This is a genomic window from Bacillus methanolicus PB1, assembly GCF_000262755.1.
Taxonomy (GTDB): domain Bacteria; phylum Bacillota; class Bacilli; order Bacillales; family Cytobacillaceae; genus Bacillus_Z; species Bacillus_Z methanolicus.
This window is the reverse complement of sequence record NZ_AFEU01000003.1, coordinates 873046-896983: the sequence shown is the minus strand read 5'-3', so window position 1 is coordinate 896983 and position 23938 is coordinate 873046. Positions and strand designations below refer to the sequence as shown.

The following is a 23938-nucleotide window of genomic DNA, read 5'->3' as shown; positions in this document are numbered from 1 at the left end:
AAAATGGAGTTGTCCTCATTATGGCAGAGCGAATCGCTGAAGAAAAAATAGATGCCATAAGACAATCAGTTGATATAGTTGATGTTATTAGTGACTATGTTCAATTGAAAAAGCAGGGGCGAAATTATTTTGGCTTATGCCCGTTTCACGGTGAGAATACACCTTCATTTTCTGTTTCTCCTGACAAACAACTTTATCACTGTTTTGGATGCGGTGCAGGAGGAAATGTGTTCTCTTTTTTAATGGAAGTGGAAGGATTATCATTCTTGGAATCAGCCATAAAGCTTGCCGAGAGGGCGGATATTGACCTTCAAATTGAAGCTTCTGACGTTGCCAAAGAAAAATCTATTCCAAAAGAATTTCAACAAATGATGGAAGCTCATGAGCTCTTACGAAAATTTTACCATCATTTGCTTGTAAACACAAAAGAAGGCCAGCACGCATTGGAATACTTGTTAAGCAGAGGTTTTACAAGAGAGTCTATAGATAAATTTCAAATCGGTTATTCTTTAAATTCCTGGGATTTTGTCTATAAGTTTTTGACAAAAAGAGGATTTTCACCTTCTTTATTGGAGAAAGCCGGTTTGATCATCAGGCGGGAACATGACGGAAGCTATTTTGACCGCTTTCGTGATCGAATCATGTTTCCGATATTTGATCCTAATGGAAATACGATTGCTTTTTCCGGGAGATCATTAGGGGCTGATGAGCCCAAATATTTAAATAGTCCCGAGACAGCAATCTTTAATAAAAGCAAAATATTATATAATTTTCACTTGGCACGTCGAAGTATCCGAAAGCAACAGCAAGCTGTTCTTTTTGAAGGGTTTGCTGATGTAATTGCTGCGGATCATTCTGGGGTTGCAAACGGCATAGCAACAATGGGAACTTCTTTAACAGAAGATCACGTTGCACTTATCCGCCGTCATGTCCAATCAGTGACCATTTGTTTTGATTCAGATCATGCTGGTATTGAAGCTGCTTACCGGGCAGCTGCTATGCTATCAGAAGCAGGATGCCAAATAAAAGTTGCTCTCATGCCCGAAGGTTTGGACCCTGATGACTACATCAAGACATACGGCGTTGATAAATTTCGTAATGATGTAATAGGGGCAAGCATGACCTTCATGTCATTTAAGCTTCTTTACTACCGAAGAGGGAAAAACCTTCAAATTGAAGGAGAACGGCTCCAATACATCGAAGAAGTATTGAAAGAGATCAGTATGCTTGATAAAGCGGTTGAAAAAGACTATTATCTGAGGCAGCTGGCAGCCGAATTTTCTCTTTCTTTAGAAGCGTTAAAACAGCAGGTTTCTATTACTGAAAAGCGGATTAAACAGGGAAAAAGCAGAAACATGCAAAAAATGCACTCTATTTCCGCTATTAAAAAAGATCAGTTAAGGCCTGCCTATCATGCAGCAGAGAGGTGCCTAATAGCACACATGCTTAAAAATAGCGATGTTGCGTACAAAGTTCAGGAGATGCTTCAAGGAAATACCTTTAACATTGATGAACATCAGGCTATCATAACTTATTTATTTGAATTTTACGAAGATGGACATCCGCCTGATTCAAGTGCCTTCATTAACTATTTAAAAGATGAAAAATTAAAAAGGATCGCTACCGACATCGCCATGATGTCACTTAACGATGAAATCAGTGATCAGGAAATGACAGATTATATCAAACAGGTGTTGAATTTTCAAAAAATGTTAAAGATAAAAGAAAAAGAACTTGAAGAAAAGGAAGCTGAACGTAAGAAGGATTTTGCCAGAGCAGCAGAAATTGCAATGGAAATTGTCCAATTACGCAAATCGCTATAGATTGGATGTGATAGCCTTGATTTTGGAAGGAGGGGGACATATGGCTGAAAAATCAGCCCGTTCAAAAGAGGTCGAATCAGATTTGACCCTAGAACAAGTAAAAGAACAATTAACAGAGCAGGGGAAGAAAACCGGTGTCCTTACGTATGATGATATTGCCGAAAAATTGTCCAATTTTGAACTTGATTCTGACCAAATGGACGAATTTTATGAGTTCCTGGGAGATCAAGGGGTGGAACTTGTCGGCGATAATGAGGAATCCGATCCAAACCTGCAGGATTTAGAGAAAGAAGAAGATGAGGAATTTGATTTAAATGACTTAAGTGTTCCTCCCGGAGTAAAAATTAACGACCCTGTCCGAATGTACCTAAAGGAAATCGGGCGTGTTGATCTCTTATCAGCAGAAGAAGAAATCGAACTGGCCAAACGAATCGAACAAGGAGATGAAGAGGCTAAACGTCGCCTTGCTGAAGCAAACCTACGCCTTGTTGTAAGTATTGCAAAACGATACGTTGGCCGCGGAATGCTTTTTTTGGATTTAATTCAAGAAGGAAACATGGGCTTAATCAAAGCAGTTGAAAAATTTGATTATCGTAAAGGTTATAAATTTAGCACTTATGCAACTTGGTGGATCCGCCAGGCAATTACACGCGCTATTGCTGATCAGGCAAGAACAATCCGAATTCCTGTCCACATGGTTGAAACGATCAACAAATTAATTCGTGTACAACGGCAGCTTTTGCAGGATCTTGGCCGCGAACCAACACCGGAAGAGATTGCGGAAGATATGGATCTAACTCCGGAAAAAGTCCGCGAGATCTTAAAAATAGCGCAAGAACCTGTTTCTTTAGAAACACCGATCGGTGAAGAAGATGATTCACACCTCGGCGATTTTATTGAAGACCAGGATGCGACATCACCATCTGATCATGCAGCATATGAATTGTTAAAAGAACAGCTGGAAGATGTGCTTGATACATTAACAGACCGGGAAGAAAACGTTTTGCGGCTTCGCTTTGGCCTTGATGATGGACGTACACGAACTTTAGAAGAAGTTGGAAAAGTATTTGGCGTTACAAGAGAGCGGATTCGCCAAATTGAAGCGAAGGCACTGCGCAAACTCAGACACCCTTCCCGCAGTAAACGGCTGAAAGATTTCCTTGAATAAAAAGATTGTCATGAAATAGTTTACTTCTTACAATAGAAGTAAACTATTTTTTTAAAATTTACCAATCGATACATAGTGAGTGTGAACGAAATGAATGAACACCGTAAAAATATCATAGTGAAAGAAATCTTATATTGGAAGGAAAATCGAATGCTTCCCGAACAATACTGTGATTTTTTATTAACGGTTTATACCGAAGGAAATCGGCCGAACGTAAGAGAAAATAGGCTTTCCAAAAAAAGAATCCGTTTTCACAATGTCGTTTATTTCCTATCCATTCTTTTTTCTTTATTCGTCATATATTTTACTGAATTGTCTTTCATTTTGCAAATGGGTTTTGCGGCAATACTTATTCTTTTTAGTCTCGCAGGAATTTATTATTTTTCTCTAAAAAAAATGCCTTATCAATTCCCTTTAATCGCAACAGCTCTAATTTTGTTATTTTCCTCTGTTGAAATCATCTCGGGAGTATTCCCAGAAAATCAGCTGCCGCTCGTTGTTGGCGTTATCGTAAACTGCTTTATTTGGTTTTTAGCCGGTTGGAAACTAAAGCTTCCGTACTTTACGATTTCAGGTTATTTAGGACTAATCATATTAATAATTCTTATTTTAATAAAATAAACGAATTTTAAAATTTCAAATGTTATGAAAATTTATTCTCCCTTATATTATAATATTATGAAAACGATTTCAATAATATGTTTGCGGGGGATGATGATGAACTTTGATTTCACAGCCGAACAGGAAATGATCCGTCGTACAATAAGGGAATTTGCTGAAGAAGAGGTAGCTCCTGGTGCACTTGAAAGAGATAGGAAAAAGGAATTTCCTTTGGAAGTTTTTAGAAAGCTTGCCGATATGGGAATGATGGGACTTCCTTTTCCTGAGAAATACGGAGGCGGCGGTGCGGATACGATCAGTTTTGCGATTGTAACAGAAGAGTTAAGCCGTGCTTGCGCATCGACGGGAATAACATATTCTGCCCATATTTCTCTTGGAGGTGCACCATTACACCTTTTTGGAACAGAAGAGCAAAAACAGAAATTTCTTGTACCGATCTGTACAGGAGAAACGTTCGGTGCATTTGGACTAACTGAACCAAGTGCCGGATCGGACGCAGGAGGTACGAGAACAACTGCAGTCGAAGAGAACGGTGAATTTGTGATAAATGGGAACAAATGTTTTATTACAAATGCCAGCTATGCAAAACATTTAGCATTGACAGCTGTAACAGGCGAAAAAGACGGAAAAAAAGAAATTAGTGCAATCATTGTTCCAACGAATTCCAATGGTTTTACTGTCATTAATAATTATGAAAAGATGGGCCTGAATGCATCGAACACAACGGAACTTGTCCTCGAAGACGTGCGCGTTCCGATTGAGCATATGCTTGGAAAAAGAGGGGAAGGATTTAAACAGTTTTTAGTGACATTAGATGGAGGACGCATTGGCATCGGGGCAATGGCCGTAGGGATCGCCCGGGCGGCGTATGAAAAAGCATTGCAATACGCCAAAGAACGAAAACAATTCGGAAAATCGATTTCTCAATTCCAGGCAATACAATTTAAACTTGCAGATATGGCGATGAAGATAGAACTGGCACGAAATATGGTTTATAAGGCTGCATGGCTCAAGGATCAGGGAAGGCCGTTTTCGAAGGAAGCCTCAATGTGTAAATTATATGCATCGGAAATCAGCATGGAAGTAACAGACCAAGCCGTTCAGATCCACGGCGGCTATGGATACATGAAAGATTACCATGTAGAGAGATACATGAGAGACGCAAAGTTGACTGAAATCGGAGAAGGAACTTCTGAAGTACAGCGGATGGTTATTGCACGTCTGATTGGCTGTTAATGGTGATCCACGATCCATTAAAGTTTTTTATGATAGGGGCTGTCTCATAAGGGTCTGATCCCATGTGCATTATCAATATATAGCATATTTATCTAACATTATGTCCTATATATTGTGTTATGGGGTCTGACCCTTAGGCTTTTTATACGAAAATGTCCGGTAAAAAGCAAAAAAAGCAACGACCTTTGACCCGCTAATTTCATAATAAATTGCAAGTCAAAGGTCGAAAACATTTTCATTCATCGCGGTGGCTGATATGCCATGGAGGTTTGAGACAGCCCCTTTGTATATTTTCTGAACATACTATGACAAAGTTCACATTAGGGCTTTTCCTCGAAAGATTCTTAATGTACAATATAAATTGTTTGTATTTTATATTTATATTCGTAAATGTTCTTACATAAGGGAGGTTAAATCATGAATCGAAATCCGATCATACCGTTTGTTTTGATCATGGTTTTCGGTATCGGTCTCATGTTCCTGCTATCTTTTAAAGGCCTTGGTGATGCTAAGGAAATCGCGAAAGAAGCTGAGGGCGGAGATAAGGAAAAAACAGAGGAAGTTGCAGATGCAAAACCGGAAGATATTTATAAGAAAAGCTGTGTCGGCTGCCACGGTGACCAGTATCAAGGCGGGGTAGGACCAGCACTTAAAGGTGTAGGAGAAAGACGTTCAAAAGAAGAAATTGCTAATATTGTTGTAAATGGAAAAGGTTCTATGCCTCCGGGGCTGGTGCCTCAAGAGAAAGCAGCTGAAATGGCCGAATGGCTTGCAGGATTAAAATAATAATATGTTTGTTATGAGAAGTCCTTTGCAAATGTAAAGGACTTTTTCTATACTTATGAAAAGAAAAAGGAAGATAGACGTTTTATGTGAAAAAAGTGTTAAAGGACTGAACGATGTTAAAGTGGTGAAATAATGAATTCAGATCATCTTTCAAAACGATTACAAACCGTTGTTCGTTTTATCCCTATAGGGTCAAGAATTGCGGATATCGGCTCTGACCATGCCTACCTTCCTTGCCATGCAGTGAAAAAGGGGATCGCAACGTTTGCGATTGCAGGGGAAGTCGCGGAAGGCCCTTATCGGTCAGCATTAAAGCAAGTACAGATAGAAGGATTGACGAAAAATATTTCTGTTCGCAAAGGTGATGGACTGGAAGTGGTCGAACCTGGTGAAGTGGATTGTGTCACGATCGCCGGGATGGGAGGAACACTTATTGCTGACATTTTGGAAAGAGGCAAAGAAAAACTGTCCGATGTTAAAAGACTGATTCTTCAGCCGAATATAGGAGCTATCTCCATACGCAAATGGTTTCTTGAAAATGGCTGGATGCTGATTTCTGAAGAAATCCTTGAAGAGGACGAGAAAATTTATGAGGTTTTGGTAGCAGAAAAAGGCGACCCATATACTAGTTATGAAGAGAATTTAGAAAGCGGATTGCTGCTCGGGCCATTGTTGCAAACAAAGCAAAACGAATCATTCAGGAAAAAATGGACGATCGAAAAAGCCAAGTGGGAACGTATTTTACATCAGCTAGAACAAGCGGCCGGCAAGCCGGAAATTTTACAAAAAAAAGAGGATCTTCTAAATAAGATCAGTTTAGTTGAGGAGGCCTTAAAATAATGAAAAAAGTAAACGGTTATCAAATCATTGAATTGTTTGAACAGTTTGCTCCAAAAAGCTATGCAATGGAAGGAGACAAAGTGGGCTTACAAATCGGCAATTTAAATAAGCCTGTTGAAAATGTCTTAATCGCTCTTGATGTACTTGATGAAGTTGTTGACGAAGCGATTCAAAATAATGTTCAGCTCATTATTGCCCATCATCCATTAATTTACTGGCCGCTTCAAAAAATAACCGGGGAAACATATCAGGGCAGGTTAATTGAAAAATTAATTAAACACGATATTGCCGTATATGCAGCCCATACGAACCTTGATATTGCAAAAGGCGGGGTCAATGATATGCTGGCCGAAGCAATCGGCCTCCAAAATACAGAAATTCTACATCCGACTTTTGAAACAAAACTGAAAAAACTAGTGGTTTTCGTTCCGGAAGAAAATGCAGACGAGCTTAGAGATGCGCTGGGCAGAGCCGGAGCAGGAGCAATTGGAAATTACAGCTATTGCTCATTTTCCGCAAGCGGAACAGGGAGATTTTTGCCGGGAGAAAACACAAATCCCCATATTGGGCAGCAAGGAAAACTTGAAGCGGTGAATGAAGTCAGAATCGAGACCGTTTATCCAGAAAACATTGAGAAGAAACTATTGAATGCAATGATAAAAGCCCATCCTTACGAGGAAGTTGCATATGATATTTATCCTTTAGAAAATAAAGGAGAAATTTTGGGACTAGGGAAAATCGGGCATATCGAAGAAATGACGTTAAAGGAATTTGCTGAACACATCAAAAATGCTCTGGAAGTTGAAACGGTCCGGGTTGTCGGGAATTTGAACGCGAAAATCAGAAAGGTCGCCGTCGTTGGCGGTGACGGGAACAAATATTTATCCCACACTATATTTAAGGGAGCCGACGTCTATGTAACCGGTGATATGTACTATCACACCGCCCATGATGCCATGATGATGGGGGTAAACATCGTTGACCCTGGCCATAATGTTGAAAAAGTGATGAAAAAAGGCGTTGCGAATATACTCGCTAAAATGTGCGAACAAAACGGCTGGAAAGTTTCTATTTTACCTTCGATGGTTCATACTGATCCTTTTCAATTTATTTAAAAAGGGTCTGACACATTCCAACAATGACAATATATAGAAAGGTTTATTAATGATTGTCTTTACATTGTTGGAGGGGTCTGACCCTTAGCCTTTTAGTTTTTCGCCTCAGCCTTTTTTACTTTTGGCAATATTTTATGAAGAGGAACTTTCTTTTCTCTTTTCCAAGTAGATGGATCTTCCTGATCAAATTGTTCTAAAAACGCAATGACTTCTTTAGTTATTGGTGTAGGAGTGGAAGCACCAGCTGTAACGGCAACGGTTGAAGCATTTCGGATCCATTCAATATCCAATTCTGTAATATCAGCAATCCGATAAGCTTTCGTGCCGGCAATTTCTTCTGAAACCTGCGCCAGACGGTTCGAATTGTTGCTCTTTGGATCGCCTACGACAATAAGGACATCTGCGTCTTTAGCCTGCTCGGCAACTGCTTCTTGTCTTACTTGGGTAGCAAGACAAATTTCCTTGTGCATTTCGACATGCGGATATTTTTCTTTCACTTTTTCCATAATGTCTGCTACATCCCACTGGCTCATCGTCGTCTGGTTAGTAACAATAATTTTTTCGGTTGATATTGTTAAGTTTTCAACATCTTTAATCGATTCGACAAGGTGTACATTTTCGGGTGCAACTCCGACAGCACCTTCTGGTTCGGGATGCCCTTTTTTGCCGATATAAATAATTTGATAACCTTCAGCCGATTTCTGCCGTATTAAATCGTGAGTCTTTGTTACATCGGGACAAGTCGCATCAATTGTAACCAGCCCTTTTTTTGCTGCAATTTCGCGGACTTCGGGAGAAATTCCATGTGCAGTAAAAATAACGGTTCCTTTATCCACCTTTTCGATTATCTCTTTTCTGTTATTTCCGTCGAGTGTGATGATGCCTTCTTCTTCAAAAGCATCGGTAACATGCTTATTATGGACAATCATTCCTAATATATATATCGGTCTTGGCAACGATTTATCCAATGCCGCATTTCGTGCGATAACCATTGCATCTACTACACCATAGCAATATCCGCGCGGTGATATTTTTATCACATTCATTTTTTTCCTCCCCTAAAAGGACAAAATAAGTTCCTTAGTTTTATTATATAAGAGTTGGGGAGATATTACAAAAACATCAGTGCAAAGAGCGATGAGAATAAAAAAAGAAACCGGTGGCAGCATTTTGTTCATTAAATATAAAGTTTCGGAACAGATTCTTTTTTGCGTTGTGCATTAGCTGAAGAAACTGTTTTCATTTTCAAAGCTGTTTTTTTATTTTTTACACCTTTTTCTGATTTATTATCCGTACTTTTTTCCAAGTTCTCATTTGGATCGGCATTTTTATGTTCGGATGTATCTGTTTCAGATGTTGCATTCTTTAAACCTTTATAAAGCTTCCACATTGCCGGCAAATTTCTGGCTATAGGTCCGTATTGCTGAATCATCGGTCCAATAGACTGGGCGGCTTTTAGTACTTGTTGCGTGTTATTCAAAAATCCGTTTATGGCTTGGGGATTGGTCAATGTTTTTAACAAGGATCCCCCGCCAGCGCTCGAAGATCTTGAAGCAGGATTCATACCTGGAAATCCCCCTGATTGTAAACCTTGAAACGGGCCGTTGCGGTTTCCGCGTCCAAATAATTTTTCCAGAAGCCCTCCTCTTTTTATTTGCCGGGCTCTTCCGCGCATTGGACCAAAGGGTGAAACAGGAGAAGAATGAAAGTGGCGAGGTCCTATTCCCATCGAAAAAGGTCCTCTAGGTCTTGGTGGCATAAAATCAGCCTCCCTTCTAAATGTCTTTCTTTGTTAACATATGCTCATGTTCAGTTTTGGTTTAAGCAGATGCGGATTAACGAGAAGCAAAGAAAAATCATTGATGCGAAGAAATTATGAAAATAATTAAAAAACAGCCTCAGTGGAGATTTGCAAGAATCTTTATTATAATTAAAGGATGTAATGAAACAACAAAGGAGTACACAAAATGAAAGAAACGAAATTCGATCGTTTTCAGTTTAAACCGTTTATTATAGATGCTGTAAACGACCTTGGATTTTATGAACCTACGGAAATTCAGGAGCGCCTTATTCCTGTAGTGTTAAAAGGGGAAAGCGCAGTCGGGCAATCACAAACAGGAACGGGAAAAACCCATTCTTATATTTTGCCGATTCTCGAAAAAATTGATCCGGAGAAAAAAGAAGTCCAAGCTGTTATTACAGCTCCTACTCGTGAACTGGCAAACCAAATCTACCATGAAATTTTAAAAATAACTGAATATTGCGATGAGAATGAAAGAATATCAGCAAAATGTTTTATTGGAGGGACGGACAAGCAGCGGACAATTGAAAGACTAAAAAATCAGCCTCATATTGTTGTCGGGACACCCGGAAGAATCAATGACCTTGTAAATGAGCAGGCTTTATTTGTCCATACTGCTACAGTCCTTGTCATTGATGAAGCAGATCTGATGCTTGATATGGGATTCATTGAAGATGTTGATAAAGTTGCTGCGAGAATGCCAAAAGAATTGCAGATGCTTGTTTTTTCTGCCACCATTCCCGAGAGATTGAAACCTTTCATAAAAAAATATATGGAAAATCCGAAAATTATTCATATTGAACCAAAACAAATTGCTGCGGGAAAAATTGACCATTACCTCATTCCGTCCAGGCACAGGCCGAAAATTGGTATTGTATATGAAGCATTAAAGTTATTTAATCCTTACTTGGCGATCGTTTTTGCCAATACAAAAAAAATGGCAGATGAAGCAGCGGATGCATTAATTGAAAGAGGGTTAAAGGTCGGACGGATTCATGGAGACTTATCTCCAAGGGAACGAAAAAAGGTAATGAAGCAAATTAGAGACCTTGAATTTCAATACATTGTAGCGACAGACCTTGCGGCAAGAGGAATTGATATTGAGGGAGTAAGCCATGTCATTAATCTTGAATTGCCACAAGATTTGGATTTTTATATACACAGGGTTGGCCGTACTGCAAGAGCAGGCTATTCCGGAACCGCTCTAACCGTTTATGATCCATCCGATGAAGATGCGTTGAACCGGCTTGAAAAAATGGGGATTACTTTTAAAAATGTTGATATTCAAAGAGGCGAACTTATTGAAATTGGGGACCGGAATAAACGAAAGAACCGTCAAAAGCAGGAAGATGCAGCAGAACTTAAGGCAAAATTGCTTGTCCGAAAGCCGAAAAAAGTGAAGCCCGGCTATAAAAAGAAAATACTAGCAGAAATAGAAAAAATAAAGAAGCGCCAGAGAAAACTTCAAAGAAAAAATAAATAAAGAGGAGAAAAAGGATGTTAAAAATAGGATCACATGTCTCAATGAGCGGAAAAAAGATGCTTCTCGCTGCAAGTGAAGAGGCAGTTTCATACGGTGCCAATACATTTATGATTTATACAGGTGCACCGCAAAATACGAGAAGAAAAAAAATTGAAGACTTAAATATTGAGGCTGGAAGAAAGCATATGGAAGAGAACGGGATCGAGGAAATTATCGTTCATGCTCCATATATCATTAATATTGGAAACGCAGTTAATCGTGATACATTTGAGCTCGGCGTAACGTTTTTGCGTTCTGAAATTGAAAGAACAGAAGCGATCGGCGCAAAACAAATTGTTCTCCATCCAGGTGCGCACGTTGGAAAAGGAACCGAAGTTGGAATTAAAAAAATCGTTGAAGGTTTAAATGAAGTGTTGACCGGAAAAGAAAATGTCCAAATTGCTCTTGAAACAATGGCAGGCAAAGGCTCGGAATGCGGGAAATCGTTTGAGGAACTGGCGATGATAATTGACGGCGTCACTTACAGCGATAAACTGTCTGTTTGCTTTGATACTTGCCATACGCATGATGCCGGCTATAATATAGTCGATGATTTCGACGGAGTTTTAGAAGAGTTTGATAAAATTATCGGGCTGGACCGTTTAAAGGTTTTGCATATTAATGACAGCAAGAATGAAAAGGGAATGAGAAAAGACCGCCATGAAAATATTGGATTTGGACATATTGGATTTAAAGCATTAAATTACATCGTTCATCACCCTCAACTGAAGGACATACCAAAAAATTCTCGAAACTCCTTATGTCGGAGAAGATAAAAATAATAAAAAACCTCCTTACAAGCATGAAATTGAAATGCTCCGCAAACAAGTTTTTGATGAAAATCTTCTCGATCTTATCATGCAAGGGTAACTTGAAGCAGGGCCAACCCCTCCAACACAAATTAAGACCATACAATATATAGTCATTGTTGGAGGGAGTCAGCCCCTTGCCTTCCTATTTTGTAAATTGAACAAAGAGTTTGTTCAGTTCTTTCGCGGTTTCAGGACCGGCAATTTTGGCAATTTCCTTAATGACTGTTTTCCGCCCGGAATGATCAAAGATATTTATATTGCTTCCGTGTAAGTAGTTTGCAATGTCATGAGCCTGCTGCCTCGTGATCTTAATATGAAATTGTTTAGCATACTTAAGTAATTCATCAGTTGTTATAGTGTTAATTTTGTGATTAATTATATTTTCAAAAATTTTCATATATATCACTCCTTCATAGTAACTTATGAAGGTGTTTACGGAATCGTGCCTTTCAATTAGTTTTTGTATATGTACATTCGAAAAAATCATATTAAGCTTCCTCTAATATGTAGATAAAGAGCCGCATCTATTTTAAATGAAAAGGAGAAGAATATGATCAAGAAAAAACATAAGAAGGAAACGTTTATTCATCTGTTTTATCGTTTCGTATGGATCGTTATCGGTGCTTCGCTAGCTGCAACTTCCATTGAACTGTTTTTAATCCCGAATAACATTATTGATGGAGGAATCATCGGTGTTTCATTGATCCTCAATTCCCTGTTATCGGAACGTGTCCCCTTCCTTAACTTTGGAACAATAGTGGTCATTCTTAACCTCCCTTTTATGTATTATGGTTATAAGCAAATAGGGAAAACATTTATGGTTTCATCTTTATTCGGAATCATTTGCTTAGCAGTAGTTGAATCGCTCCTTCACCACATTGAGCCATTTACAGATCAGGCAATTTTGGCTGCCGTTTTTGGCGGCTTAATACTCGGTGTAGGGGTAGGGCTTGTGATCAGGCATGGCGGTTCTTTAGACGGAACAGAGATTTTGGGAATATTACTGACGAAAAATCTCCCTTTTTCAGTTGGTGAATTTATCATGTTGATTAATATCTTTATCTTTGGATGGGCATCATTTGTTTTCGGTATCGAAGAAGCAATGTATTCCGTAATGGCCTACTATATTGCATTTAAAACGATTGACACGGTTATTCAAGGTTTGGATGAAACAAAAGCTGTCATTATTGTTTCCGATTACTATGAGGAAGTATCTGAGGCGATTCTTAACCGTTTAGGAAGGGGGACGACAAAGCTTAAAGGAAAGGGCGGTTTTACTGATAACGAAAAAGACGTGATTTATGCTGTCGTTACTCGCCTTGAAGTGACTAAATTGAAATCGATTGTTGATGATATAGACCCAAACGCTTTTTTAACAATCATGGATACTCATGAAACAAAAGGTGCGAGATTTAAATCAGCTATTCATTAACAATTCGGGGCTGTCTCAAACCTCCATGGCATATCAGCCACCGCGATGAATGAAAATGTTTTCGACCTTTGACTTGCAATTTATTATGAAATTAGCGGGTCAAAGGTCGTTGCTTTTTTTGTTTTTTACCGGACATTTTCGTATAAAAAGCCTAAGGATCAGACCCTAAAACACAATATTTAGGACATAATGTTGGATAAATATGCTATATAATTGATAATGCACATGGGGTCAGACTCTTATGAGACAGCCCCTTTTTGATTGGTAAATTCTTGTTTGTTTACAATTAGTCAATAATCATGTATACTTCATTTTGTTAAATCGGAATGATTCTTAATTTGAAGGTGGTCCTGATGGAAACTCTTGAACCAATTGTGAAGATAAAAAATCTTTCCTATCGTTATGAAAAGGTAAATGTTCTCGAAAATATAAATCTTTCAATCCCGAAAGGATCATTTCTCGGGATTGTCGGTCCGAACGGATCAGGAAAATCAACGCTTTTAAAGCTCCTTCTTGGACTTTTGAAGCTGCAGCAAGGTGAAATCACGATTTTTGGGCAGGATATAAGCCGATTTAAAGACTGGCAGAAAATCGGATTTGTCTCTCAAAAGGCTAATTCATTCAACACCGGTTTTCCTGCAACCGTGTTTGAAGTTGCGGCAAGCGGACTGACAAAGAAGATCGGCATGTTTAAATTTTTGAACAAACAATATCATAATCAGGTGATTCACGCACTGCAGTCTGTCGGAATGGAATCATTTATTAAGAAAAACATAGGAGAACTGTCAGGCGGGCAGCAACAGCGTGTTTTTATCGCTAGAGCACTTGTAAGTGAACCGGAGCTTCTTATTCTGGATGAACCGACTGTCGGGGTAGATTCTCAAAATGTTTATTCGTTTTATGAGATGTTGGATGAATTAAACAAAAAAAAGGGCATTACACTTCTTCTTGTCACCCATGATATCGGTACTATTTCTGATAAAGTAACGCACGTCGCCTGTTTAAACAAGCATCTCCATTTTCATGGCAAAACAAGTGAATTTGAACAGTTGAGTCTGAATGACTTTTCCGACTTTTACGGCCATGACGTTCATGTTTTGACCCATAATCATGAACAACATCTTTACGGGGGAGCAATACAATGATCTCAGGAATTCTAAAATATGATTTTTTGCAAAATGCCTTTTTTACGGGCATGATTATTGGTGTAATCGCACCGCTTTTAGGAGTGTTTATCGTTGTCAGGCGCTTGTCTTTAATAGCTGATGCATTAAGCCATGTGACACTGGCCGGAATTGCAGCCAGTTTATTCCTTGAGAAGAAGTTCAATATTTTTAACGGCTTAAACCCTTTGTACATTGGAATGGGCTTTTCTGTAGCCGGCTCTTTAATTATTGAGAAACTGAGGTCTGTTTATAAACACTACCAGGAACTTGCAATTCCGATTATTTTGTCGGGAGGAATCGGGCTGGGAGTCATATTTATTTCCCTTGCTGATGGTTTTAATACCGACCTTTTCAGCTATTTATTCGGAAGTGTAAGCGCCGTAAGCAAGACGGATCTTTGGATTATTGGAGCCATTAGTATTATTGTATTGTCTGCCATCATTCTCCTTTATAAAGAGTTATTCTTGCTTTCGTTTGATGAAGAATACGCAAAAGCATCAGGAATAGCAGCAAAAAGCGTCCATTTTATTTTCATCATCATGGTTGCACTTGTTATAGCGGTTTCCATGAGAATTGTCGGCATCCTTTTAGTTTCCTCTTTAATGACATTGCCGGTCGCTGCGAGCATACGGATTGCAAAAGGATTTAAGCAGGCGATACTGTATTCCGTACTTTTTGGAGAAATTTCGGTTCTTGGCGGTTTAACAATTTCATATTATCTTGATCTTGCTCCGGGAGGAACAATTGTAATAATTGCCGTATTAATATTGATTATATCGATCTTAATAAAAAAATTTGCCGTTGTTCGACCTGTTTTAACGAGGTGAGAGGAATGAATGTAGAACAAGCTTTACAGCTGTTAAAGGAGAATGGATATAAATATACGGGAAAAAGAGAAGATATGCTTCAGCTATTTTCTGAAAGCGATAAATATTTGACCGCAAAAGATGTTTTAGAAGGATTGAAAGACCGATACCCGGGACTTAGCTTTGACACGATTTACCGGAATTTATCTTTGTTTGCCGACCTTGGTATTTTGGAAACAACAGAGCTGTCAGGTGAAAAAAATTTTCGATTTACATGTTCCCGCAATGAACACCACCACCATTTTATTTGCCTCGATTGCGGAAAGACAAAAGAAATTGATACGTGTCCAATGAACAGTTTGAATGAGAATTTAAAAGGATACGATGTATCCGGGCATAAATTCGAAATATATGGTCGATGTCCGGAATGTTTGCAAGTTTTGGGGCTGACTTGAAAGCAAAAGGTCAGACCCCGCCCTTATTCAGCCAATTTTGGACCCACGTGTATGCCTCAAACCAATTGCTGACCCGGATAACTCCTTTCGGGATCGGTTCCCGGTTATAAGGTGTATCAAATAAAATAACTGGGATTTTACATTCTTCATGGATCATGACTGCATTGTCATGTTTATCTTCAAAAAATATATCCAATTTGTATTTTTTTGCTGCATCAATTTTATCATGTGTACCAATTAATTCAATATGGTCATAGATGATTCCTTGTTTTGTAAACCATTGTTTTGTGATATCGAGAAGATGATTTCCCCGTGCACTGATAAAATAAAGATCATGTTTCCCTTGCCATTTTTCTAAAATTGATTTTGCTCCTTCGGCTAATGGCGATTCGGAATAAATGACGGGCTCCATAGAAAGAAACCATTCTGCAAATTCTTCTTCCGGCAAATCGACAAGAGGTGTAAGATCATATTGTTTAATATCATCAAGCGTGATGTTCATGTTAAATGCTTCATTTAAAAAAGGAATTATGGAAGTTGGGTGTGTGACAGTACCGTCAATATCAATACCAAACCGTTTCTTCATTTTGCATTTCTCCTTATGAGGGCCAAACGCCTATTTCATTACTATTATCTTAACAGATTAGATAAAATGGCCAAAGTATTATTTTGTTAATATTCCTTTTAGAAACAACGATATGAAAAAATTGACATATTGAAACAGAGGTGATTCGCAAACAATATAAATGCTCCACATCTGAAAGCGAGGGATCAACATGGAAGACGAGAAACAAATGACCGATAATCGCTACCGTAACCAAATAGGCGAGGGGAATCGCCTCGGGGATACAGATTATACCGAAGAAACCGCTGCTGAAATTGCTGAAACTGCCGCGATAAGACGTGACTGGGATAATGATGAACAGAGGGATGAAGAAACTGCAAGCGGACAAGGGATTGGATTTGCTGCCTTGGCACTTTCGATCATTTCTTTGTTCGTGTGGCCGGTATTATTCGGGGCTGCAGGGATTATTCTCGGTTTTATCGCACGCAGAAGAGGAGCAGAAAGCTTAGGCAGCTGGGCAATAGGCATTGGTGTTGTCTCAATTATTTTCGGTATTTTTATAAGGCCGTTTTTCTAAGCTTTTCAAAAATAGGAGCATGCAAAAAGGGGCTGACTCAAAGCAAAGGGTCAGACCCCTTCATATAACATATAGACAAACACTGATTAAACCATACAATAATATATTTATCGTTGAGGGAGTCAGACCCATATAAGTCAGCTCCTGTTCAAGTTATTGCTACACCTTTTCGACAGTCTCTTTTGCTTGCTTTGCAAAATATTCTTCAGCAATTTGGTCAATTTCTTTCTTTAATTCCTCTACCATTGTTTCTTCAGGTACTTTACGGACAATTTTTCCTTTGCGGAAAAGCAGTCCTTCACCACGGGCTCCCGCTATGCCGATATCTGCCTCGCGGGCTTCTCCGGGACCGTTTACTGCACAGCCAAGCACCGCAACTTTAATCGGAGCTTTTATTTTTTCAATATATTCTTCGACTTCATTTGCAATGCTGATTAAATCAATTTCAATTCGTCCGCATGTTGGACAGGAAATAAGAGTTGCGGCATTTGATGAAAGTCCAAACGCTTTTAACAGCTCTCTGGCGACTTTTACTTCTTGAACAGGATCTGCACTTAAAGAAATTCTGAGAGTATTTCCGATCCCTTTGCTTAATATGGCACCTAACCCTGCAGCGCTTTTCACGGTACCGGCAAATAATGTTCCCGATTCGGTGATGCCTAGATGAAGAGGATAATCAAAAGTTCTTGCTGCCTTTTCATAAGCCTCAATGGCAAGGTTTACGTCAGAGGCTTTCATTGACACGATAATATCATGGAAGTCGAGATCCTCTAAAATTTTAATATGGTGAAGTGCGCTTTCAACCATTCCGTCAGCTGTAGGGTATCCATATTTTTCTAAAATGCGCTTTTCAAGTGAGCCGGCATTTACTCCGATACGAATCGGAATTCCCCGTTCTTTCGCTGCTTTTACGACTGCTTCCACTTTTTCGCGCTTTCCGATATTTCCTGGATTAATCCTGATTTTGTCTGCCCCGCCTTCGATTGCTTTTAAGGCTAATTTATAATCAAAATGAATATCGGCAACAAGCGGAATATTGATGCGTTTTTTAATTTCTGGAATTGCATTTGCGGCTATTTCGTCCGGACATGCAACACGGACAATCTGGCATCCCGCGTCTTCAAGGCGTTTTATTTCCGCAACTGTTGATTCCACATCGTGCGTTTTCGTTGTTGTCATACTCTGGATAACAAGTTCATTATTACCGCCAATTGTTAAATTTCCAACCTTTATCGGCCGGGTTTTTGTACGATGTATAATTTCACTCAATGGTGATTCGCTCCTTTATAATTAATGGATTCAAAATAATTAAGCGAGTCCACATAAAATCATTGTATCAGTGAACAACTTGCATTGACAAGAATCATCGTCTTTTTGAATAGTTATCACGTCTTTATTTATTATAATCAGGAAATCTGTATGTTTTCCCTATTTGAATATCTTCCGGTCTCTTCCCATCATTTAGCAATTGAAAATGTTGTATTACTTCGGAAATAGAAACAGGGAGGGGCCCATTAATTTTTTTTTCAACAATTGATAATACAGTATCTCCAGGTTCAACATGTTTTTCAAAATATGGTATGGATGGCTGCACTGTATTGTATGCTTCAATTTTTTGTTCTTTAACGGAGGGTAGAGTACCATGATTTAAGTCATAATAAATCACATATATCACTAATAATCCAGCAAGTAATCCAATTAAACGCTTCATATTGCAATCCTCCAAAAAGGGGTTTTGCCAATATGTATGCTTGTCCATGTATTAATAGACCTTCTTTTCAATAATTGGAGGGAGAATCAATGAAAAAGGAAAGTTTGTTAACTTTTTATATCGGTCTTTTGCCCTTTGTTATGGTACTTGGGAATTCGATGCTTATACCAATACTTCCGGAAATCCAAAGAAGTCTCAATCTTTCAGGTTTTGAAGCGGGTCTTATTTTAAGTATGTTCAGCATCCCTGCAGCAATTATCATCCCATTTATCGGATTTCTTTCCGATCGGTGGGGGAGAAGGCTTATTATCCTTTTGTCGCTGCTTCTTGTAATATTAGGAAGTTTAATTTGCGGATTAAGCGGGCTGATTCCATCAAACAGAACAAGTTTTTCAGTGTTGTTAACAGGGAGAATCATTCAAGGATTCGGGGCAGCAGGCACAACACCGCTTGCCATGGCTCTCGTTGGAGATATTTTCAACGAAAATCGCAGCAAAGTACTTGGTGTATTGGAAGTTTATAACGGAGCTAGCAAGGTGATAGCGCCCGTGCTCGGCGCTTTGGCTGCATTAAAGTTCTGGTTTCTGGCATTTTTTTTGTTTCCTGTTACGGCCATAGTTTCCTATTGGGGCATAAAAAAATATGTTCCAAAAGTTGAAAGCGGAAAGGATTTCTTTTCGCTTAAAAAATATTCGATCAAAATTGTAAAAATTTTTAATAAGAAAAGGAACTTCCTTATTCCTCTGTATCTTTCGGGAGGGATCAGCATGTTTGTCATGTTCGGTATGCTATATTATCTATCTTTTTTAATTGAAGAAACGTATAACATTGATGGATTTTTTAAAGGCATCACTTTTTTGTTTCCGCTTGGGGCTATGACTATTGTCTCTTATTGGACAGGAAAACGGCTTAAAGCAAACCGGGAAGAATTGAATAAGCTTCATTTTCTTGGAAACATATTGATGGTTGGTTGTTTTATTGTCTTAATTTTGTTTCACTCATTTTCACTTTTATTATTTTTCATAACATTAGCATTCGGAAGTATGGGGTTTATTTTGCCGTCCATCAATACGGCTGTTACTTCTTCTGTTCAGGACTCGGAACGGGGATTTGTCGTCAGCCTGTATGGAACATTTCGATTTCTTGGCGTAGCGTTAGGGCCGGTTGTTTTCGAGGGCTGGATGGATGAGGCTGAAAGAATTTTTATATATCCCGCTTTAATCCTTTTGGCAAGTTTTCTCTATTTCGTTTTTCGTAATCGAAAAGAATATTTTTCCATGATTCAATTATTGCGCAATGGCCAAAAGTAATGTTTTATGAAAATCTTATTGTTTCTTTACAATTTCTTAACATTTTTTTGCGATAATGTTTTTGATTATTATGGGAGGGGTGCATTTTTTTGCCTTGGATGAACATTCAGATTATTAAAGAAAATTGGATTAACAAAATATTAACCAAGATTACTTTGCAGGCCCGTTTGTTAATCTTAATTTTAAGCCTACTGCTTCTAACGGTTTCTTCCGTTGCTTACATATCGTTTATGAAATCAAAGCAGACAACAATTTTATTGATGGAACAAAGATTAGAACGAGAAGTTAAGACTGTATATGCAATCGCACAAAATTTGATGATGATATATGTAGGCGATGAAGAGAAGTTTTTCAAAAGGATGAATCAAGTCATAAAGGGGCAGGATTCGGAACTAGCCAAAGATGGATTAAAGGGAGAGTATTTTGTTCTTGACGATAAAGAAATAAACCCTTTTAACATAAATAAAAACACAAAATTAAAATTCGATGAACCGCTGCTTGAAAAGATCCGTAAAAAACAAAATGGAATTCTTCACGAGAATATCAATGGTGAACTTTATACGATCTCTTTTCATAAGGTGCAAGAGTTAAAAGGGATTTATGTCATTGCAATCCCGCAAGAGAACTATATGAAAAACATTCTCGAGATGGCAAAATACATATTTATTTTGGTTATCATAAGCCTTTCGCTAACTTCGCTTGCTATAGTCCTGCTTGTTAGAAGTTTAACAAAACCTCTTTCCGATCTTCGGGAGGTCATGAGAAAAGCAAGGGAAGGCAATTTAGATTTACATGTTGAAGTCAAAACGACAACACCTGAAATCACATCACTAGTGAAAAGCTTCTATGCGATGATTGGCCAGATGAAAGAGCTCTTATCCAATATTTCAAATACAACGAAAAATCTCTCAACAACAGGTAAAGAACTCAGGGAAGTGTCCGATCAAGTTCTTGAAGAAAATGAACAGCTTCTTGAAGCAATCCATGTTGTTAAAATAGGGGCGGAACAAACTGCTGGAAGTTCTGAAGAAAGTATTCAAAGATTTCAAGAAATGAAAAATTCTATTTACACAATCTTTAACCACATGAATCAAATTATCGAAAAAACTCGAGTAATGAACAAGTCCGCTGAAAACGGAGAAAAGAGCGTTGGAAAAATGGTAAATACGATTACCGGGTTTGAGAATGAATTTACAGGAGTTAAGTCTGCAGTTGAGGAAGTAAAAAATTATTCAGCTTCCATTGCCAACGTAGTGACATTAATTCAGAAAATTGCCGAGCAAACAAAACTTCTTGCCTTAAATGCGACGATTGAAGCCGCAAGAGCAGGTGAAGCAGGGAAAGGATTTGCCGTGGTTGCTAATGAAGTCAGGAAACTTGCCGAGCAATCGACCGAAGCTACTGAGCATATTACAAAAACCATTTCAGAGATGGAATCCATTTCATATCATGCAACATACGAATTCCAAAAACTGGTAACAAATGTAAAAAGTTATATCGATACAGCAACCACCAGCCAGAAAGCTTTTGATTCTTTAATGCTGGAGATAGAACATGTCAGCGGAATGATTATGGGGGTTCAAGAGGAATTGAATGTCTTAAATGAATCTTTGCCGAAAATGGAAAAGACTTCGGAAAATTTTGCCTCAGTATCTCAAGAAACGCTGGCAAGTGCTGAAGAAATGATGGCTGCATCACATGAACAAATGGAAAAAGTAAAGAAAAGCCATGCTGCGGGCGAGCAATTAACAAAACTATCGGAGTCACTTGAGAAAATTACAAGACAATTTCAATTTTCGAAACAAAAATGAAACGCGCTTTTGGCGCGTTTAAATTTGTTTTTGCTTTGGAACCTCCTTTATTGTCAGGATCAGTACAATAAGTGAGGCAAACCAGTTAATAAGAAATCCATTTAATACGGAAGTTTGCAATGCTGCCATAATCGTGAAAAAGATCGTCGGCAATGTTACAGAGTACGCTGACATTCTCCATAATTGACCGTACTGCAAATTTTTTTCTGTCATATTTTTAAACAAAAGCCCAAATAAAGCATAAATGGAAATTTCAATAAATTTCATACCGGCTGAAAAAATGTAAATGAAGATTGCCATAATCACGAGCATAATCCATGTTACCGAGTCAATCGTATCCAAAAATTCTTGAAGGTCTGAACTAGTTATTGGAAAAGTAAACATTGAATACGGATATGATTGAGTATTTCCACCTGCGATAAAAAATATTTCATTCTGCAAAAAAGCGATTGCATTATCTTCCTTGGAAAAATCGTCTTCGTTAATTTTTCCGGTACTGTCAAAAATAATTGCAAAATCGTCACGATTGATAATGATAGGTTCATCTTGTCGAGCCTCAAGCTTCCCATTTTCAATTGTAAACTCGGGAAACTGATCTTTTACTGCAGTTTGGGCTGCATTTAATCCGTTTATGACAGCAGCTGAGAAATAATAGACATTCGGGATCACTGATAACAAAGTTAAAAAGAAAACATAAAGAATCGTCTTTCCAATGCCCTGATAGCGGTAAAGAGCAATATCCTTTGGAGAATACAGGCTCTTAAACAATTGCTTAAAAAGATTCATAACATGACACGCCTTTACAAAAGTTTTACGGTTTTATTTTAGCTTTATCTTCGCTATTGTACAACATGTTAACAACTTGATGGAAACAGTTAGGAAAATTAAAAAAAGTTCATACTTTAAATATTGCCAAGGTTGTTAAAAAGAAGCAAGATTATGGTAAAATATTTTTTATAGAGGAAACTCTTCTTACTTTTCACTATATTAATGAAGGAAGTTATGTATGGGGTACATTTATTGGACAATTATTATTTTAATGTTTGCTATTGCTTTTATTGGCTTAGTCTATCCCTTCATTCCGGGCGTACTTTTTATTGCGGGCGGATTTTTGCTGTATGGGATTTTCTTTTCGTTCGAACCGTTCAACTGGATATTTTGGCTAATACAAGGGCTGTTCGTGATTCTTCTTTTTATTGCAGATTATATTGCAAATTTAATTGGGGTAAAAAAGTACGGCGGTTCAAAAGCAGGGGTTTGGGGAAGCACAATCGGGATTCTTGCCGGACCATTTATCATTCCGATCTTTGGCATTTTAATCGGCCCGTTTTTGGGAGCGATCATCGCTGAGTGGCTCGTAAATAAAAAAGATTTTAAAGATGCCGTAAAAATCGGTTTTGGGTCTGTTGTCGGATTTATAAGCAGTGTCTTTGTAAAAGGTATCATTCAAGCAATTATGATTATCTATTTTGTGTTTGCAGTCGTCTAGAAAGATGATTGGAGCCGTATAGTTTTTTCCTGTATAATTTTTTTAGCGAGGGGGGGAAATGTAAATTTGTCTATGTTTTACCTTTAACAAAAAACATGATTCTTGAATGAGCATTTTATTTGAAACGATTCCCCAACTTTGGTAATCTTAACATAAAGAGCTTTAGAATCATATTGTTTTTCGGAATTTTACAAATAAAAAGTGTTCTAAAGCAAAAAACAATTTTTTACATAAGGAGGAAATAAAAAATGGCATTTGAATTACCACAATTACCTTATGCTTATGATGCACTGGAGCCTCATATCGACAAAGAGACAATGAACATCCACCACACAAAACACCATAACACTTACGTTACAAACTTAAACAATGCTTTAGAAGGAAACGAAGAGCTTCTTTCAAAAACTGTCGAAGAGGTTATTTCCAACCTCGATGCAGTACCTGAGGCTGTTCGTACAGCTGTTCGCAATAACGGAGGAGGTCATGCAAACCATTCTTTATTCTGGCAAATCCTTTCTCCAAACGGCGGCGGTGAGCCGACTGGTGAATTAGCTGATGCGATTAGCAGCAAATTTGAAAGCTTTGAAGGCTTTAAAGAGGAATTTACAAAAGCAGCTGCAACCCGTTTCGGTTCAGGCTGGGCATGGCTTGTTGTTAATAATGGTGAACTTGAAGTGACCAGCACTCCAAATCAGGATTCTCCTTTAATGGAAGGCAAAACGCCAATTTTAGGTTTGGATGTATGGGAACATGCTTACTACTTAAAATACCAAAATCGTCGTCCTGAGTATATCAGCGCATTCTTCAATTTGATTAACTGGGCTGAAGTTGCTAAGCGTTACAGCGATGCAAAATAATAACCTAAGAAAAAAGGCAGAGGGTATTTTGTCAA

Annotated in this window: 24 protein-coding genes and 1 pseudogene; 18 read left to right on the top strand and 7 right to left on the bottom strand. The window is 38.3% G+C overall.

All coding sequences use genetic code 11. The annotated features are described in order from the left end of the window. Nucleotides 1-20 precede the first annotated feature (20 nt). The 7 genes from dnaG (at nt 21) to PB1_RS14115 (ending at nt 7589) form a co-directional block, all read left to right on the top strand. Nucleotides 21-1823: a DNA primase gene (dnaG, locus tag PB1_RS14145; RefSeq protein WP_004437963.1), complete on the top strand. Its 1803-nt coding sequence runs from the start codon at nt 21-23 to the stop codon at nt 1821-1823. 40 nt (nt 1824-1863) lie between these two features. Further along, complete coding sequence (gene rpoD / locus PB1_RS14140) at nt 1864-2991, top strand: RNA polymerase sigma factor RpoD (RefSeq protein WP_004437959.1); 1128 nt, start codon at nt 1864-1866, stop codon at nt 2989-2991. Nucleotides 2992-3081: 90 nt separating this feature from the next. Further along, nucleotides 3082-3612 (top strand): hypothetical protein, encoded by a 531-nt coding sequence (locus PB1_RS14135; protein WP_004437957.1) that lies wholly within the window; start codon nt 3082-3084, stop codon nt 3610-3612. A gap of 96 nt (nt 3613-3708) precedes the next feature. Then, nucleotides 3709-4848: an acyl-CoA dehydrogenase family protein gene (locus PB1_RS14130; protein WP_004437954.1), complete on the top strand. Its 1140-nt coding sequence runs from the start codon at nt 3709-3711 to the stop codon at nt 4846-4848. Nucleotides 4849-5265: 417 nt separating this feature from the next. After that, nucleotides 5266-5634 (top strand): cytochrome c550, encoded by a 369-nt coding sequence (cccA, locus tag PB1_RS14125; protein WP_004437951.1) that lies wholly within the window; start codon nt 5266-5268, stop codon nt 5632-5634. Between the two features lie 132 nt (nt 5635-5766). Further along, nucleotides 5767-6474, top strand: a complete 708-nt coding sequence (locus tag PB1_RS14120; protein ID WP_004437947.1) for a tRNA (adenine(22)-N(1))-methyltransferase — start codon at nt 5767-5769, stop codon at nt 6472-6474. After that, the gene (locus PB1_RS14115; protein WP_004437944.1) at nt 6474-7589 is read left to right on the top strand and encodes a Nif3-like dinuclear metal center hexameric protein; all 1116 of its coding nucleotides are present in this window, start codon (nt 6474-6476) and stop codon (nt 7587-7589) included. Before PB1_RS14120 ends, PB1_RS14115 begins: the two co-directional genes overlap by 1 nt. 92 nt (nt 7590-7681) lie before the next feature. Here PB1_RS14115 and PB1_RS14110 read toward each other — a convergent pair whose 3' ends face one another. Beyond that, nucleotides 7682-8635: a 4-hydroxy-3-methylbut-2-enyl diphosphate reductase gene (locus PB1_RS14110; protein WP_004437942.1), complete on the bottom strand. Its 954-nt coding sequence runs from the start codon at nt 8633-8635 to the stop codon at nt 7682-7684. Between the two features lie 131 nt (nt 8636-8766). After that, nucleotides 8767-9348, bottom strand: coding sequence for a VrrA/YqfQ family protein (gene vrrA / locus PB1_RS14105; protein ID WP_004437939.1), 582 nt, complete (start codon nt 9346-9348; stop codon nt 8767-8769). Between the two features lie 208 nt (nt 9349-9556). On the opposite strand from vrrA, the gene PB1_RS14100 reads away from it, so the two are divergent. Further along, nucleotides 9557-10873 carry a DEAD/DEAH box helicase gene (locus PB1_RS14100; protein ID WP_004437936.1) on the top strand — a complete coding sequence of 439 codons (1317 nt, stop codon included), beginning with the start codon at nt 9557-9559 and terminating at the stop codon, nt 10871-10873. Between the two features lie 14 nt (nt 10874-10887). Continuing rightward, a pseudogene (locus PB1_RS14095) lies at nt 10888-11782 on the top strand (deoxyribonuclease IV). Between the two features lie 84 nt (nt 11783-11866). Here the strand turns inward: PB1_RS14095 and PB1_RS14090 are convergent. Further along, nucleotides 11867-12121: a DUF2624 domain-containing protein gene (locus PB1_RS14090; RefSeq protein ID WP_004437931.1), complete on the bottom strand. Its 255-nt coding sequence runs from the start codon at nt 12119-12121 to the stop codon at nt 11867-11869. 153 nt (nt 12122-12274) lie between these two features. On the opposite strand from PB1_RS14090, the gene PB1_RS14085 reads away from it, so the two are divergent. From PB1_RS14085 to zur, 4 genes are all read left to right on the top strand, one after another. Beyond that, on the top strand, nt 12275-13156 hold the full coding sequence (locus PB1_RS14085; RefSeq protein WP_004437929.1) for a YitT family protein: 882 nt from the start codon (nt 12275-12277) through the stop codon (nt 13154-13156). A 353-nt stretch (nt 13157-13509) separates the two neighbouring features. Further along, entirely contained in the window at nt 13510-14301 is a 792-nt protein-coding gene (locus tag PB1_RS14080; RefSeq protein ID WP_004437927.1) for a metal ABC transporter ATP-binding protein, read from the top strand. Then, nucleotides 14298-15149, top strand: coding sequence for a metal ABC transporter permease (locus PB1_RS14075; protein ID WP_004437925.1), 852 nt, complete (start codon nt 14298-14300; stop codon nt 15147-15149). The genes PB1_RS14080 and PB1_RS14075 overlap by 4 nt, the downstream gene beginning before the upstream one ends. A 5-nt stretch (nt 15150-15154) precedes the next feature. After that, the gene (zur, locus tag PB1_RS14070; protein WP_004437923.1) at nt 15155-15583 is read left to right on the top strand and encodes a zinc uptake transcriptional repressor Zur; all 429 of its coding nucleotides are present in this window, start codon (nt 15155-15157) and stop codon (nt 15581-15583) included. A 10-nt stretch (nt 15584-15593) separates the two neighbouring features. Here zur and PB1_RS14065 read toward each other — a convergent pair whose 3' ends face one another. Further along, nucleotides 15594-16169 carry a hypothetical protein gene (locus tag PB1_RS14065; RefSeq protein ID WP_004437920.1) on the bottom strand — a complete coding sequence of 192 codons (576 nt, stop codon included), beginning with the start codon at nt 16167-16169 and terminating at the stop codon, nt 15594-15596. A 190-nt stretch (nt 16170-16359) separates the two neighbouring features. On the opposite strand from PB1_RS14065, the gene PB1_RS14060 reads away from it, so the two are divergent. Further along, nucleotides 16360-16725, top strand: a complete 366-nt coding sequence (locus tag PB1_RS14060) for a YybS family protein (RefSeq protein ID WP_004437917.1) — start codon at nt 16360-16362, stop codon at nt 16723-16725. A gap of 159 nt (nt 16726-16884) precedes the next feature. Here the strand turns inward: PB1_RS14060 and ispG are convergent, their stop codons facing one another. Together ispG and PB1_RS14050 are read right to left on the bottom strand one after the other, a co-directional pair. Further along, nucleotides 16885-17985 (bottom strand): flavodoxin-dependent (E)-4-hydroxy-3-methylbut-2-enyl-diphosphate synthase, encoded by a 1101-nt coding sequence (gene ispG, locus PB1_RS14055; RefSeq protein WP_174269868.1) that lies wholly within the window; start codon nt 17983-17985, stop codon nt 16885-16887. Between the two features lie 133 nt (nt 17986-18118). Then, a complete protein-coding gene (locus tag PB1_RS14050) occupies nt 18119-18436 on the bottom strand; it encodes a hypothetical protein (RefSeq protein ID WP_004437911.1) in 318 nt (105 codons plus the stop codon). Nucleotides 18437-18525: 89 nt separating this feature from the next. Here PB1_RS14050 and PB1_RS14045 point away from each other — a divergent pair, with 89 nt between their 5' ends. Together PB1_RS14045 and PB1_RS14040 are read left to right on the top strand one after the other, a co-directional pair. Then, the gene (locus PB1_RS14045) at nt 18526-19746 is read left to right on the top strand and encodes an MFS transporter (RefSeq protein WP_004437906.1); all 1221 of its coding nucleotides are present in this window, start codon (nt 18526-18528) and stop codon (nt 19744-19746) included. Nucleotides 19747-19844: 98 nt separating this feature from the next. Next, nucleotides 19845-21557, top strand: coding sequence for a methyl-accepting chemotaxis protein (locus PB1_RS14040; RefSeq protein WP_238533146.1), 1713 nt, complete (start codon nt 19845-19847; stop codon nt 21555-21557). A gap of 18 nt (nt 21558-21575) precedes the next feature. Here PB1_RS14040 and PB1_RS14035 read toward each other — a convergent pair whose 3' ends face one another. Further along, nucleotides 21576-22343, bottom strand: coding sequence for a DUF1189 domain-containing protein (locus PB1_RS14035; RefSeq protein WP_004437900.1), 768 nt, complete (start codon nt 22341-22343; stop codon nt 21576-21578). A gap of 220 nt (nt 22344-22563) precedes the next feature. Between PB1_RS14035 and PB1_RS14030 the strand changes: the two genes are divergently transcribed. Beyond that, on the top strand, nt 22564-23046 hold the full coding sequence (locus PB1_RS14030) for a DUF456 domain-containing protein (RefSeq protein WP_004437898.1): 483 nt from the start codon (nt 22564-22566) through the stop codon (nt 23044-23046). A gap of 248 nt (nt 23047-23294) precedes the next feature. Continuing rightward, nucleotides 23295-23903, top strand: coding sequence for a superoxide dismutase (locus PB1_RS14025; protein ID WP_004437895.1), 609 nt, complete (start codon nt 23295-23297; stop codon nt 23901-23903). Nucleotides 23904-23938 lie beyond the last annotated feature (35 nt).